Below are 14125 nucleotides of genomic sequence, written 5' to 3'. Positions count from 1 at the left end.
GACGAGCGGGTGGAGATCGCGTACCTGGAGGGCGGCGCGGGGTGTCCCGCTACGGCCGGACGTACGGCCGGGTCAGGATCTCCATGTTGTGGCCGTCGGGGTCGTCGAAGTAGGCGCCGCGACCGCCGAAGAGGTGGTTGATCCGATGGGGCTCCGTGTGGTGGGGGTCGGCGTAGTGGGTGACCCCGGCCGCCTCCAGACGGGCGATCATGGCGTCGAACCGGTCCTCGGGCACGAGGAACGCGTAGTGCTGCGGCTGGATGGGCTCGTCGCGCTTCTCGTGGTAGTCGAGGGTGACGCCGTTGCCGAGATCGACGGGGAGGAAGGGCCCGAAGGGGGCGCCGACCTCCAGGCCGAGAATCGTGGCGATGAATTCGGCGGACAACCGTCGGTCCGTGGCGTGGACGACGGTGTGGTTCAACTGGACGGCGGTCGACGCCTCGGGGGTGTGTCGGTGCTGTCGGTGCTGTCGGTCGTCGCGCATGCGTGAATGTCTCTCCGGTCCGGCTCCGATGGGGGAAACGCCGCGTGGGCGTGGATGGGGGGGACGCGAAGAGGTGGCGGGGCCCTGGCCCGCCCCGGGCTCATGCCGGGGCCGGGCGCCCCACTCGTGCGTGGCCCGAAGCCGACCCGGCAGTCACGGGGATGACGCTACCGGTTGACGGTGCGTCACGACAAGACCCGGTGGTGGGGCGGTCCGTCCGGTGATCGCCGGGGTTTCCGGGAGCCGGTGAAGTCCCCGTGGGGGAACCGGGGGTCGCCCCGGAACCCCCCTACGGCGCGGCCGGGAAGCCGCGCGGGGACCCCCGGCGGGCTCCCGCCGGGCGGCGGGGCCGCGCCCGCACCCGGGCCGGCCCCGGCGGGAGCGCCCGGCGACATCGTGTGACGCCGGTTCATCCGCCTTCCAGCAGGTTGCGGAACTCCTCCGGTGACACCACGGCGGAGTCGGCCGGCACCCGCGGGGACCCGGCCTCGCCGTGGTCGAGGAACTCGGTCTCCCCGGCGGGGCCGGAAGCGGAGTCCACCGGACGTTCCACCCGGAGCAGCAGGGGATCGCCCTCCGCCGCCACGTGGTGGATCTCCAACGGCTCCCCCCGCTCGTCCGACACCACGAGCGCCCTGGTCGGCGGGGAGGCGTCCGCCCGGTCGTATCCGGGGTCCGGGACCGCCTCCGCCGGAATCTCCCACAGCACCCGGCAGTCCCCGCCCACCGGTGAGCCGATGAAGTGGCCCTCCAGGTCGGCCGGTACCGTCACCGCCTCCCCCGCCTGCCGGAGCCGGGCGGCGTGCAGGGGGACCGAGGTGTACACCACCCCGTCCCGGCAGACCATCTCGCCGGGCTCGGCCAGCTCGGGGGAGGTGATGGTGATGTGCACGGTGCCCTCGGCCGAGACCAGCATCTCCTGCTCGCCGCTGTCGAACCCCACGGCGGCTCCGCGCGCCCGGAACCCGGCCGCCGCCATCGCCTCGTTGGCGGCGGCCACCAGGGCGTCCGCCGGTTCGGGGGCGGCGGGGGGCTCCGGCGCGGCGACGAGCGGCCACTGCGCGGAGGTCTCCTCCCCGGCGTCCGGGGACCCGCCGTCCGAACCGCCGCACGAGACGGTCAGCGCGGCGACGGCGAGCAGCGCGATGCCCCTCGGCACCCCCCGCGACCGGCGCGGTGAATCCACCGCGCCCCGGGACGGGCGGACCGCGACGACCGGACGGGGGGTGTGTCCCACAGCTCTCATGCGCTTCTCATTCGATTCATTCGATGTCGAACTCACCGTCGCGGGCACCGAGCACGAAGGCCTCCCACTCGGCCGCCGTGAAGCGCAGCACCGTTTCCGGGTCGGCGGAGTTGCGCATGGCGACCGCGCCGCCCTCCAGGTACGCGATCTCCACCCGCTCGTCCTGGGGGCCCTCCGGCGAGCCCACCCACTCCGCGCCGGAGATGTCCATCGCGTAGAGCTCGTCCTTCTCGCGCTCCTTGCGGGCCGCGATCTCGGCCTCGGTCTCCGTCATCGCCTCGTCCCCTTCTTCTCCGCTCGCGTTCGATCGGGTCCGCGCCGCGGCGCACGACGTCGCGTCGCGCGGTGGCGGGCCCCGGTGTCCGATGATCGTCGCACTCCGTCGCCGGCAGGGTACCGGGGCGGATGGCGCCCCCACACCCCATCGACGGGTGTCGGGCATCCCGCTCCCCGGAGGGAGAACCGGCGGGGGAACCGGTGGGAGAACCGGTGGGAGAAGGGGAATCGCTCAGATCCCGCGCAGCCACCAGTCGGCGGCGAGCACCCCGACGAAACCGGTGACCAGGACGGCCATGCCCAGACGGGTGCGGCCGCGTCGGCTCATCTCGATGACGGCCCCGCTCAGGACGAATGCGGCGCCGTACAGCCCCACCGACAGCAGGGAGGAGCCGTTGCCCAGGCGCACCACGAGGACGACGGCCATCGCCACCATCGCCACGGCGCCCATGGCCATCCGCACCCGACGGGCCTGGCGCGGCGTCAGTCCCCGGCGCGGGGCGTCGCCCGTCGCTTCGGTGTCCGGATCCCGGTCCCCGGGTCCGTCCGTGTCCTCCCCGGCGTCCGCGGTGTTCCCCCCGGGGGTCGACCGGGTGGACAGGTGTGCCGCCGGGCGGTGGGGGCCGGGTTCGGCTCCCGCGGCGTCCGCCGGGGGACTCCCCGCCGCCGGGGCCGAGGGGGCCGTCCGTGCCTCCCCGGCGCTCCGGTCGGCCTCCGACTTCCCCGCCGCCCGCGGCGCGGGGACTCCGTCGGCCCCTTCGGCCGGTGCCGGATCCGGTCCCCCCGGGGTCCCGCCACCGGTTCCCGTGTCCGGGCGTCCCTCCGGGGTCCCCCCGGCGGGTTCCGTGCCCTCTGCGGGAGTTCCGTCGGCGGCGTCCCCCGCGGTCCCCCCGGCCGTCTTCCCGACGGTCTCTCCGGTCGTCGTCACGGCAAGCAGCATAGGGGGTGGGCCCCCGGCGGCACCGGCCGCGGGGAAAAGCCGCCGCACGCCCGGTTCCGCTCCGGGGGAGGAGCGGGGCGCGGGCCCGGGACGGGGGCGTCCGCCGGCGCCGGGGCCCGCGCGGTCGGGGTGACCTCCCCGGACTGCTAGGGTTGGGGTGACTATTCGTGCCCGCCGAGTGGCCGTTTTCACCTCCCCCGTGACGAAGACCGGGGGAGCTCGCGGGCGCATGAACCCCGAAGGAGTCCACGTGTCCTCTCTCGACGCCGCCACGAAGAAGAAGATCATGGCCGAGTTCGCCACCAAGGAGGGCGACACCGGCTCCCCCGAGGTCCAGGTCGCGCTGCTCACCCGGCGGATCACCGACCTGACCGAGCACCTGAAGACCCACAAGCACGACCACCACTCGCGCCGGGGTCTGCTGCTGCTCGTCGGTCAGCGTCGCCGCCTGCTGCAGTACCTGGCGAAGAAGGACATCCAGCGCTTCCGTACCCTGGTGGACCGCCTCGGCATCCGCCGCGGTGCCGCCGGCGCCAGGTGACACGTCGCGAGGGGAGCGACCGGGCACGCGGGTGCCCGGTCGCTCCCCTCGCCGCATCCCGGTTCCCCACCGGGTCCGACGGAGTGTCGCCCGGGGAGGAACGAACCGCCCCGACGGATCGGCGCGCTCCCCGAAGACGAGCCGAAGCGTCGAGGCCTTTGTACGCTGGTGTCGTCGCCCACCCGGGAAACCCCGGGTGCCGCGGGCATCACGTGACAGCGCACGCCGCCGTGTGATCCCATCGCACGGCACAACCGAAACGAGGCGGGGCGTCTCCACCGCCGCCGGTCCTCGGTAGTGGCCCCCGGGCTCGCCCCGGGTGCTTCGATCGATGGCCGGCCCGCAGCGGGACGCTCCACCGCCGCACACGTCGCCCGTCCCCCGGGACGGGCGCGGACGAGGAGAACACCGAAGGTGGAGAACGAAACCCACTACGCCGAGGCCGTCATCGACAACGGTTCCTTCGGCACCCGCACCATCCGCTTCGAGACCGGCCGGCTCGCCCGTCAGGCCGCCGGCTCCGCCGTCGCCTACCTGGACGACGACACCATGGTGCTGTCCGCCACGACCGCCTCGAAGCACCCCAAGGAGCAGCTGGACTTCTTCCCGCTGACCGTGGACGTCGAGGAGCGGATGTACGCCGCGGGCAAGATCCCCGGCTCCTTCTTCCGCCGCGAGGGTCGCCCTTCCGAGGACGCCATCCTGACCTGCCGTCTGATCGACCGGCCGTTGCGCCCCTCCTTCAAGAAGGGCCTGCGCAACGAGATCCAGATCGTCGAGACGGTCATGGCCCTCAACCCCGACCACCTGTACGACGTGGTCGCCATCAACGCCGCCTCCTGCTCCACCCAGCTGTCGGGGCTGCCCTTCTCCGGGCCGATCGGCGGTACCCGGGTCGCCCTGATCGAGGGCACCTGGGTCGCTTTCCCGACCCACAGCGAGCTGGAGCGGGCGGTCTTCGACATGGTCGTCGCCGGCCGGGTCCTGCCCGACGGCGACGTCGCGATCATGATGGTCGAGGCCGAGGCCACCGAGAAGACCGTCGAGCTGGTCGCGGGCGGTGCGCAGGCCCCCACCGAGGAGGTCGTCGCCGCCGGTCTGGAGGCCGCCAAGCCCTTCATCAAGGTGCTGTGCCGGGCCCAGTCGGACCTCGCCGCCAAGGCCGCCAAGCCGACCGTCGAGTTCCCGATCTACCTGGAGCACGAGGACGACGTCCTCGAGGCCCTGGAGGCCGCGGTCCGCGACGAGCTGTCCCGGGCGCTGACCATCGCCGGCAAGCAGGACCGCGAGGCCGAGCTCGACCGGATCAAGGCGATCGCCGCCGAGAAGCTGCTGCCGCAGTTCGAGGGGCGCGAGAAGGAGATCTCCGCCGCCTACCGGACCCTCACCAAGCGGCTCATCCGCGAGCGGGTCATCACCGAGAAGGTCCGCATCGACGGCCGCGGCGTCACCGACATCCGCACCCTGGCCGCCGAGGTCGAGGCCATCCCGCGGGTCCACGGCTCGGCGCTGTTCGAGCGCGGCGAGACCCAGATCCTCGGCGTCACCACGCTGAACATGCTGCGCATGGAGCAGATGCTGGACACCCTCTCCCCGGTGACCCGCAAGCGCTACATGCACAACTACATCTTCCCGCCGTTCTCCACCGGCGAGACCGGTCGCGTGGGCTCGCCCAAGCGACGCGAGATCGGCCACGGCGCCCTCGCCGAGCGCGCCCTGGTGCCGGTGCTGCCCTCCCGGGAGGAGTTCCCCTACGCCATCCGGCAGGTCTCCGAGGCCCTGGGCTCCAACGGATCCACCTCCATGGGGTCGGTCTGCGCCTCCACCATGTCCCTGCTCAACGCCGGTGTGCCGCTCAAGGCCCCGGTCGCGGGCATCGCCATGGGCCTCATCTCCCAGGAGATCGAGGGGAAGACCCACTACGTCACCCTGACCGACATCCTGGGCGCCGAGGACGCGTTCGGCGACATGGACTTCAAGGTCGCCGGCACCCGGGACTTCGTCACCGCCCTCCAGCTGGACACCAAGCTGGACGGCATCCCCGCCTCCGTGCTGGCCGCGGCCCTCAAGCAGGCCCGCGACGCCCGCCTGCACATCCTCGACGTGATGATGGAGGCCATCGACCAGCCCGACGAGATGTCCCCGCACGCCCCGCGGATCATCACCGTCAAGATCCCGGTGGACAAGATCGGTGAGGTCATCGGCCCGAAGGGCAAGATGATCAACCAGATCCAGGAGGACACCGGCGCCGACATCACCATCGAGGACGACGGCACCATCTACATCGGTGCCGCGGACGGTGTCTCGGCCGAGGCCGCCCGCACGGCGGTCAACAACATCGCCAACCCGACGATGCCGGAGGTCGGCGAGCGCTACCTGGGCACGGTCGTCAAGACGACCACCTTCGGCGCCTTCGTCTCCCTGCTGCCGGGCAAGGACGGCCTCCTGCACATCTCCCAGATCCGCAAGCTCGCCGGCGGCAAGCGCGTGGAGAACGTCGAGGACGTCCTCGGCGTGGGCCAGAAGGTCCAGGTGGAGATCGCCGAGATCGACCAGCGCGGCAAGCTCTCGCTGATCCCCGTCCTGGAGGACGAGGGAGACGGCGAGGCCGCCGCCACGGGCGACGCAGAGCGGAAGGACGCCGGCGACCGGTGACCCGACGGCTTCCCGCGACGGCCCGCTCCGCCTCTCCGGCGGGGCGGGCCGTCCCCCGTCCGCCGCGCGGCGGGCACCTCGCGCCCACCCCTTCCGGTGCCCCGGGCGGCACCGTTCGCCGCCGGGCGGTCACCACGACCGAGGTGGCCGGAACCAACGGCGCCGGCACCGTCCGCCGCACCGTCCTGCCCGGCGGTCTGAGGGTGATCACCGAGACCGTGCCGGGGGTGCGCTCGGTCTCCTTCGGCATCTGGGCCCGGGTGGGCTCGCGGGACGAGACCCCCGCGCTGAACGGCGCCACCCACTACCTGGAGCACCTGCTCTTCAAGGGCACCCGCACCCGCACGGCGCTGGACATCTCCGCCGCCCTGGACGCGGTGGGCGGGGAGATGAACGCCTTCACCGCCAAGGAGTACACCTGCTACTACGCGCGGGTGCTCGACCGCGACCTGCCGCTCGCCGTCGACGTGCTGTGCGACATGCTCACCGACTCCGTCATCACCCCCGAGGAGGTGGACGCCGAACGCGGCGTCATCCTCGAGGAGATCGCGATGACCGAGGACGATCCGGACGACTGCGTGCACGACCTGTTCGCGCACACCCGGCTGGGCGACACCCCGCTGGGCCGTCCGGTGCTGGGCACCGTGGAGACCGTCACAGCCCTGGACCGGGACCGGGTGGCGCGTTTCTACCGTCGCCACTACACGCCGGACCGGCTGGTGGTCACCGCCGCCGGCAACCTCGACCACGCGTCGGTGGTCCGCCGCGTCCGGGCCGCTTTCGAGCGGGTCGGCGCCCTCGGCCGCGAGGACGGCGTGCCGATGGGGCCGCGGACCGGGCGGCGGGTGCTGCGCGGGGGCGGTCGGGTGGAGGTGCTGGACCGTCCCACCGAGCAGGCGCACGCGGTGCTCGGGTTGCCAGGGGTCTCCCGCACCGACGAGCGTCGCTGGGCGCTGGGTGTGCTCAACGCCGCGCTGGGCGGAGGGATGAGCTCCCGGCTCTTCCAGGAGGTCCGCGAGAAGCGCGGCCTGGCCTACTCGGTGTACTCGTACACCTCGGCCTACGCCGACTGCGGACTGTTCGGCGTCTACGCGGGGTGCCGTCCGGACCGGCTGCCGGAGGTGCTGAAGATCTGCCGCGAGCAACTCGCCGACATCGCCGGGAACGGTCTGACCGAGGAGGAATTGCGGCGGGCCGTCGGCCAGTTGTCCGGAGCCACGGTGCTGGGGCTGGAGGACACCGGCTCGCTCATGCACCGTCTGGGCAAGAGTGAGATCTGCTGGGGCGCACAGTTGTCGGTCGACGACATGCTGGCGCGCTTCGCGGCGGTCGACCGCGACGAGGTCGCCCGGGTGGCGGCCGAGGTGCTCGACCAACGGCCCTCCCTGGCGGTCATCGGTCCCCTGGAGGATCGTTGGTCCGCCGCGCTGGACGAGGTCGTCTGCTGAACCGGCGCCGTCCGTCGGCCGGGTCCCGGGGCGACCTCCGGACCCGGCCCGCGGGCGGCGCCGTGAGACCATCCCCGACAGGACCCGCGCACGAGCGGGACGCGGCGGCGCCGCGGAGAACGGAACGAGAGTGGGCATGAGCAAGCTGCGTGTGGCCGTCATCGGTGCCCGGGGCCGGATGGGCTCGGAAGCGGTCCGGGCCGTGGAGGCCGCGGACGACATGGAACTGGTCGCGGCGGTGGGCCGCGGCGACTCCCTCGACGCCCTGACGGAGGCGAAGGCACAGGTCGCCGTGGAGCTGACCCACCCCGACGCGGTGATGGGGAACCTGGCGTTCTGCGTCGAGCGGGGCATCCACGCGGTGGTCGGCACCACCGGCTGGACCGAGGAGCGGTTGGCGGAGCTGCGCACCCGATTGGCCGACTCGCCCGGCACGGGGGTGCTCCTCGCCCCGAACTTCGGCATCGGCGCCATCCTGTCCATGCACTTCGCCCGGCAGGCGGCCCGCTTCTTCGAGTCGGTGGAGATCGTCGAACTGCACCATCCGAACAAGGCCGACGCACCCAGTGGCACCGCCGTGCGGACCGCCGAGGTGATCGCCGGGGCCCGCCGTGCCGCCGGCTGCCCGCCGCAGCCCGACGCCACCACCACCGCGCTGGAGGGCGCCCGGGGCGCCACGGTGGACGGCATCCCCGTGCACGCGGTGCGGCTGCGCGGCCTGGTGGCGCACCAGGAGATCCTCTTCGGCGAGGAGGGTGAGGTCTTCACCATTCGGCACGACGCGATGAACCGGGCCTCCTTCATGCCCGGTGTGCTGCTGGGCATCCGGCGGATCGGGGAGCGGCCGGGCCTGACGCAGGGACTGGAGCACTTCATGGACCTGGGCGGCTGATCGGCATGGGCGCACGCCTGGGCTACGCGGTGATGGCCGTCCTGCTTCTCGTCTACACGGTCTTCATCGGACACCGCGGCGTCTTCCTCCTCCAACAGGGCACGCCGGTGACCATCGGACTGGGGGCGGCGGTGCTGGTCCTGCCGGGCCTGGCGCTGTGGTTCCTGTGGCACAGCACCCGCTTCGCGCGGCGGGCCGGGCGGCTGGCCCGGCAGTTGGAGGCCGAGGGCGGTCTGCCGGTGGACGACCTGCCGCGCACCCCGTCGGGACGGATCGAGAAGGCGGCGGCCGACGCGGCCTTCGAGCGGTACCGGTCGGAGGCGGAGGCGAACCCGGGGGAGTGGCGGGCCTGGTTCCGCCTGGCTGTGGCCTACCACGACGCGCGGGACACCCCTCGGGCCCGCAGGGCGATGCAGCACGCGATCGCCCTGCACGCGGGGGAGGGCGCCGGGACGGCGTCCGGGGCCGGCGGAACAACCTCGGCCGACGGGTGATCCCGCGGGGGCTTCGGGGGACCCGTGGGTGAGGACCGACACGTGGGGCGGGATCGGGACGGCGTGTTCGCCCCGATCCCGCCCCGTGGTGTCGTGCCGGTCAGCGGTGCTCGGCGGCCCAGGCCTCGATGACGTCGGCGGCCCGGTCGAAGGCCTCCCGGCGGGTGAGGAAGTCCGAGTTGTGATCGGTCAGCAGGGGGCGCAGGGCGTTGCCCCGCCGACGCTCGATCACCAGCGCCTGACCCTGCACGGTGCGGGGCAGCCCCAGCCACTTCACCGGCTGCTGGGCGGTCCGCACCCGTCCCACGTCACGCCACCGCAGGGTGGTGGTCATCAGCAGATTCACCTGACGCAGCCCCCGGGGGCTCACCCAGATGCCGATGCGCAGCATCCGCAGGGCGAAGGCCACCCCCGCCAGTCCGATGCAGAGGGTCGCGACCGCCCCCGACGGGGCTCCCGCGATACCGATGATCATGGCGGAGAGCAGCACGTATCCGGAGAGCAGCAGGATGACCGCGGCGATCCCCACCCGCCAGGGGCCGGGCCGATAGGGACGTCGCCAGGAGTCGGAGACGGCGTGGGGGAGGGGCAGGTCGCGGGTGGACTCCGCGGTGCCACGATCGGCCGACATGATGGTCAGGGGCACGGCTGGTCCTCGCTCGTGGTGCGGTTGACACGGTTGCTGCCCGGTGAGATTACCGTGTGTTCGGTCCGGTCCGGGCGAGTGGGAGCGGTGCCGATCGGACGGTTGTTCAGCGAGTGGTGGGCACGGCACCCGCCCCCCGCCGGTCGACCGCCGGGGCCTAGGCTGGGGTCCTGACCGCACGATCGACCGTCGCCGGGCCACCCGAGAACCCGGCGCCCTGCCGGAAGGAATCACCGGTGACCGAGGCAGCTCTCCCGGAGGGGAGTTCGGCAACAGGATCCGCCGCCGGGGACGAGGGACCGCCCCCGGTGGAGCCCCGCTTCCGCGGTGACGTCACCGTGCGGCTGGTCCGGCACAGTGCCTCGGACCGGGACGTGCTGTGGGCGGCCCGGGTCTCCACCGCCGGTGAGGACTCGCTGGCCGAGTTGGAGCGGGAGCCGGAGCGCTCCAAGGGTCTGATCAACTTCCTGATGCGGGACCGTCACGGCAGCCCCTTCGAGCACAACTCGATGACCTTCCTGGTCACCGCGCCGATCTTCGTCTTCCGTGAGTTCCACCGGCACCGGGTCGGATGGTCCTACAACGAGGAGAGCGGGCGCTACCGCCGCCTGGAGCCCGTCTTCTACGTGCCCGACGAGAACCGGAACCTGGTGCAGCGGGGACGTCCCGGTCGGTACGAGTTCGTCCCCGGCACCCCCGAGCAGCACAAGATGGTCCGGGAGGCGATGGAGGACTCCTACCGTCGGTCCTACGCGGCCTACCTGGAGATGCTGGAGGCGGGCGTCGCCCGCGAGGTCGCCCGGGCCACCCTCCCGGTGGGGCTCTTCTCCTCCATGTACGCCACCTGCAACGCCCGGTCCCTGATGCACTTCCTGGGGCTGCGCACCCGCCACGAACTCGCCCGGGTGTCCTCCTTCCCCCAGCGGGAGATCGAGATGGTGGCGGAGTTGATGGAGGCCGAGTGGGCGCGGTTGATGCCGCTCACCCACGCCGCCTTCAACGCCAACGGCCGAGTGGCGCCCTGAGCCGTTCGGGGGAACCGGGGATTCGTCCGCCCGGGGAGGGGGAGGCGCGCCGTCGGGGGGCCTGCCGTGGTCGCGGTGGGCGTCCCGGGTCGGCGAATCGCGGAGGAGACGGGCACACACCGATGATCAGGTGTCCGTATTGCCACCTTTTGAGAAGTTCGTCTACTCTGAACAAACGGACCCGGCACTGTATGAACCCCCGAGCAGACAGTGCCGGGCTCCGTGGCTTCGACACCCGATGCGCCCCGAGGGACGGATCTGCGAGTAGCGTGGGAACCATGGCTCCGACCTCCACACCGCAGACCCCGTTCGGGCGGGTGCTGACCGCCATGGTCACCCCGTTCACCCCGGAGGGTGAACTCGATCTCGACGGCGCGCAGCGCCTCGCCGACCACCTCGTCAACGCCGGCAACGACGGTCTCATCGTCAACGGCACCACGGGTGAGTCCCCCACCACCACCGATCGGGAGAAAGCCGACCTGGTCCGCGCGGTCGTGGAGGCCGTCGGGGACCGTGCCCACGTGGTGGCCGGAGCCGGCACCAACGACACACGCCACAGCATCCACCTCGCCCGCGCGGCGCAGGAGGCCGGAGCCAACGGTCTGCTGGTCGTCACCCCCTACTACAGCAAGCCGCCGCAGGAAGGGCTGTACCAGCACTTCACCGCCGTCGCCGACGCCACCGACCTGCCGGTCATGCTGTACGACATCCCCGGCCGCAGCGGTGTGCCGATCAACACGGACACCATGATCCGCCTGGCCGAACACCCGCGCATCGTGGCCAACAAGGACGCCAAGGGCGACCTGGGCCGTGCCAGCTGGGCGATCGCCGCCACCGGACTGGCCTGGTACTCCGGCGACGACATGCTCAACCTCCCGCTGCTCGCCGTCGGCGGCGTCGGCTTCGTCTCGGTCGTCGGCCACGTCGTCACCCCCGAGCTGCGCGCGCTCGTCGAGGCCCACATCGGGGGCGACGTCGCCAAGGCCACCGAGATCCACCAGAAGCTGCTGCCGGTCTTCACCGGCATGTTCCGCACCCAGGGCGTGATCACCAGCAAGGCGGCCCTCGGGCTCCTCGGACTGCCCGGCGGTCCGCTGCGCCTGCCCCTGGTGGGCATCACCGAGGAGGAGACGGAGCAGCTCAAGCGGGACCTCACCGCCGGCGGGGTACAGCTCTGAGCAGCAGCCCGGGCCGCACCACACGGACTTCACAACTGAACACCGCGACCAGGTGATCCCCGACCGGGGATCACGACCGAACAGCGACCGGAACGTCGGTCACCCGCCCGCCCGGACACCCTTGCCGGACGAGCCGGGGGACCGACGTGCCGTCGCGCACATCACCGCACGTGCACACAGTCACGCGCGCCGCGCGCCCCCGGGGCGGCGGCGGGCGTGGTGAGGAGAAACTTTTGAGTCACCCGCATCCCGAACTGGGCACCCCGCCGGCCGTCCCCGAGGGCGGCCTGCGCGTCACCCCGCTGGGCGGCCTCGGCGAGATCGGCCGCAACATGACCGTCATCGAGTACGGCGGACGCCTGCTCGTGGTCGACTGCGGCGTCCTCTTCCCCGAGGAGGAGCAGCCCGGCATCGACCTGATCCTGCCCGACTTCACCGCCATCCGGGACCGGCTCGACGACATCGACGCCATCGTCCTGACCCACGGCCACGAGGACCACATCGGCGGAGTCCCGTACCTCCTGCGGGAGAAGCCGGACATCCCCCTGGTCGGCTCCAAGCTGACCCTGGCCCTCATCGAGGCCAAGCTCCAGGAACACCGGATCCGTCCCTACACCCTCGAGGTGAAGGAGGGCGGTCGGGAGCGCCTGGGCCCCTTCGACTGCGAGTTCGTCGCCGTCAACCACTCCATCCCCGACGCGCTCGCGGTCGCCATCCGCACCGACGCCGGGCTGGTCGTCCACACCGGCGACTTCAAGATGGACCAGCTGCCGCTCGACGGCCGCCTCACCGACCTGCGGGCCTTCGCCCGTCTCGGGGAGGAGGGCATCGACCTGCTGCTGTCCGACTCGACCAACGCCGAGGTCCCCGGCTTCGTCGCCCCCGAACGGGACATCTCCAACGTCCTGCGACAGGTCTTCTCCGGAGCCCGGCACCGCATCATCGTGGCCAGCTTCGCCAGCCACATCCACCGCATCCAGCAGATCGTGGACGCGGCGCACGAGCACGGACGGCGGATCGCCTTCGTCGGTCGCTCGATGGTCCGCAACATGGGCATCGCCCGGGACCTCGGATACCTCAAGGTGCCCGCCGGTCTCCTGGTGGACGTCAAGGCCCTGGACGACCTTCCCGAACACGAGGTCGTCCTGGTCTGCACCGGTTCCCAGGGTGAGCCGATGGCCGCGCTGTCCCGGATGGCCAACCGCGACCACCAGATCCGCATCAAGCCGGGGGACACCGTCATCCTCGCCTCCTCGCTCATCCCGGGGAACGAGAACGCCGTGTACCGCGTGATCAACGGCCTGACCCGGTGGGGCGCCAACGTCGTCCACAAGGGCAACGCCAAGGTCCACGTCTCGGGCCACGCCTCGGCGGGCGAACTGCTGTACTTCTACAACATCTGCCAGCCGCGCAACCTCATGCCGGTGCACGGGGAGTGGCGCCATCTGCGCGCCAACGCCGAACTCGGCGCGCAGACCGGTATCCCCGAGGATCACATCGTCATCGCCGAGGACGGCGTCACGGTGGACCTCGTGGACGGCAGGGCACGCATCTCCGGCAAGGTCCCGGCGGGGTACGTGTACGTGGACGGCCTGTCGGTCGGGGACGTCACCGAGGCCAGCCTCAAGGACCGTCGCATCCTCGGTGACGAGGGATTCGTGTCGATCTTCATCGTGGTGGACAGCAGTTCGGGGAAGATCGTCAGCGGACCGACGATGCAGACACGCGGGTCCGGCATCGACGACGCCGACTTCCAGAAGGTCATCCCGAAGATCGAGGAGGCGCTCACGCGGTCGGCCCGTGACGGGGTCACGGAGCCGCACCAGCTGCAGCAGCTGGTGCGCCGCACCGTCGGCAAGTGGGTCTCCGACACCTACCGTCGGCGCCCGATGATCCTGCCCGTCGTTCTCGACGTCTGATCGATCGTCGGGGCCGGCCGGCCCCGACTCGGCCCGTCAGGACCCCGTCCCGGGCCGCGGATCGCGGAGCGGGGCCCCGGATTTGCGTCCGGGCGCCCCGCTCCAGTACGTTTACGACACCGCCGCAACGGGAAGCCCGGACAGCTCGCTGTCCGGTGGACCGGGAGTCGGAGTCCCCAACAGCCGGTCACGGCAAGGGAAATGGCTCTGATAAGGTGGGAAACACCGAAGGGAAGCGCCCGGAGGACGAACCGGCCGAATGGCGGGGGGTTTCCGAAGGAAGCGTCCGTTCCTTGAGAACTCAACAGCGTGCCAAAAGTCAACGCCAGATATGTTGATACCCCGTCCATCCGGGTCCCGTGGAGTCTTCCGCGGTGGTTC

13 protein-coding genes are annotated in these 14125 nt (G+C 72.0%); 8 read left to right on the top strand and 5 right to left on the bottom strand.

What is annotated here, in order from left to right; all coding sequences use genetic code 11:
- Positions 1–49: 49 nt before the first annotated feature.
- From FOE67_RS04260 to FOE67_RS04245, 4 genes are all read right to left on the bottom strand, one after another.
- A complete protein-coding gene (locus FOE67_RS04260) occupies positions 50–484 on the bottom strand; it encodes a VOC family protein (protein WP_182660543.1) in 435 nt (144 codons plus the stop codon).
- A 409-nt stretch (positions 485–893) separates the two neighbouring features.
- The gene (locus tag FOE67_RS04255) at positions 894–1730 is read right to left on the bottom strand and encodes a hypothetical protein (RefSeq protein ID WP_182660541.1); all 837 of its coding nucleotides are present in this window, start codon (positions 1728–1730) and stop codon (positions 894–896) included.
- 16 nt (positions 1731–1746) lie between these two features.
- Entirely contained in the window at positions 1747–2004 is a 258-nt protein-coding gene (locus tag FOE67_RS04250) for a DUF397 domain-containing protein (RefSeq protein ID WP_143624798.1), read from the bottom strand.
- 234 nt (positions 2005–2238) lie between these two features.
- Positions 2239–2463, bottom strand: coding sequence for a hypothetical protein (locus FOE67_RS04245; RefSeq protein WP_228473529.1), 225 nt, complete (start codon positions 2461–2463; stop codon positions 2239–2241).
- 733 nt (positions 2464–3196) lie between these two features.
- On the opposite strand from FOE67_RS04245, the gene rpsO reads away from it, so the two are divergent.
- The 5 genes from rpsO to FOE67_RS04220 all read left to right on the top strand — a co-directional run bounded on the left by rpsO (position 3197) and on the right by FOE67_RS04220 (position 8976).
- Complete coding sequence (gene rpsO / locus FOE67_RS04240) at positions 3197–3487, top strand: 30S ribosomal protein S15 (RefSeq protein ID WP_323384197.1); 291 nt, start codon at positions 3197–3199, stop codon at positions 3485–3487.
- A 414-nt stretch (positions 3488–3901) separates the two neighbouring features.
- Positions 3902–6142, top strand: a complete 2241-nt coding sequence (locus FOE67_RS04235) for a polyribonucleotide nucleotidyltransferase (protein ID WP_182660537.1) — start codon at positions 3902–3904, stop codon at positions 6140–6142.
- Positions 6139–7590, top strand: a complete 1452-nt coding sequence (locus FOE67_RS04230; RefSeq protein WP_182660535.1) for a M16 family metallopeptidase — start codon at positions 6139–6141, stop codon at positions 7588–7590. Before FOE67_RS04235 ends, FOE67_RS04230 begins: the two co-directional genes overlap by 4 nt.
- 136 nt (positions 7591–7726) lie before the next feature.
- Positions 7727–8482, top strand: a complete 756-nt coding sequence (gene dapB, locus FOE67_RS04225) for a 4-hydroxy-tetrahydrodipicolinate reductase (protein ID WP_182660533.1) — start codon at positions 7727–7729, stop codon at positions 8480–8482.
- A 5-nt stretch (positions 8483–8487) separates the two neighbouring features.
- Positions 8488–8976: a tetratricopeptide repeat protein gene (locus FOE67_RS04220; RefSeq protein ID WP_182660531.1), complete on the top strand. Its 489-nt coding sequence runs from the start codon at positions 8488–8490 to the stop codon at positions 8974–8976.
- 100 nt (positions 8977–9076) lie between these two features.
- Here FOE67_RS04220 and FOE67_RS04215 read toward each other — a convergent pair whose 3' ends face one another.
- On the bottom strand, positions 9077–9622 hold the full coding sequence (locus FOE67_RS04215) for an SCO5741 family PH domain-containing membrane protein (protein ID WP_182660529.1): 546 nt from the start codon (positions 9620–9622) through the stop codon (positions 9077–9079).
- A gap of 308 nt (positions 9623–9930) precedes the next feature.
- Between FOE67_RS04215 and thyX the strand changes: the two genes are divergently transcribed.
- The 3 genes from thyX (at position 9931) to FOE67_RS04200 (ending at position 13744) form a co-directional block, all read left to right on the top strand.
- Positions 9931–10647 (top strand): FAD-dependent thymidylate synthase, encoded by a 717-nt coding sequence (thyX, locus tag FOE67_RS04210; RefSeq protein WP_182660545.1) that lies wholly within the window; start codon positions 9931–9933, stop codon positions 10645–10647.
- 278 nt (positions 10648–10925) lie between these two features.
- Positions 10926–11825 carry a 4-hydroxy-tetrahydrodipicolinate synthase gene (gene dapA, locus FOE67_RS04205; protein WP_182660527.1) on the top strand — a complete coding sequence of 300 codons (900 nt, stop codon included), beginning with the start codon at positions 10926–10928 and terminating at the stop codon, positions 11823–11825.
- A 233-nt stretch (positions 11826–12058) separates the two neighbouring features.
- Positions 12059–13744 carry a ribonuclease J gene (locus tag FOE67_RS04200; protein ID WP_182660525.1) on the top strand — a complete coding sequence of 562 codons (1686 nt, stop codon included), beginning with the start codon at positions 12059–12061 and terminating at the stop codon, positions 13742–13744.
- Positions 13745–14125 lie beyond the last annotated feature (381 nt).

It is taken from the genome of Streptomyces calidiresistens (assembly GCF_014141525.1).
Classification (GTDB): domain Bacteria; phylum Actinomycetota; class Actinomycetes; order Streptomycetales; family Streptomycetaceae; genus Streptomyces; species Streptomyces calidiresistens.
This window is presented reverse-complemented; position numbering and strand designations above follow the sequence as displayed.

Excerpts from the sequence above, each read along its gene's own strand:
- FOE67_RS04260 (WP_182660543.1), bottom strand. The coding sequence starts at position 484 with ATGCGCGACGACCGACAGCACCGACAGCACCGACACACCCCCGAGGCG.
- FOE67_RS04255 (WP_182660541.1), bottom strand. The coding sequence starts at position 1,730 with ATGAGAGCTGTGGGACACACCCCCCGTCCGGTCGTCGCGGTCCGCCCG.
- FOE67_RS04250 (WP_143624798.1), bottom strand. The coding sequence starts at position 2,004 with ATGACGGAGACCGAGGCCGAGATCGCGGCCCGCAAGGAGCGCGAGAAG.
- FOE67_RS04245 (WP_228473529.1), bottom strand. The coding sequence starts at position 2,463 with ATGGCCATGGGCGCCGTGGCGATGGTGGCGATGGCCGTCGTCCTCGTG.
- dapB (WP_182660533.1), top strand. The coding sequence starts at position 7,727 with ATGAGCAAGCTGCGTGTGGCCGTCATCGGTGCCCGGGGCCGGATGGGC.
- FOE67_RS04220 (WP_182660531.1), top strand. The coding sequence starts at position 8,488 with ATGGGCGCACGCCTGGGCTACGCGGTGATGGCCGTCCTGCTTCTCGTC.
- dapA (WP_182660527.1), top strand. The coding sequence starts at position 10,926 with ATGGCTCCGACCTCCACACCGCAGACCCCGTTCGGGCGGGTGCTGACC.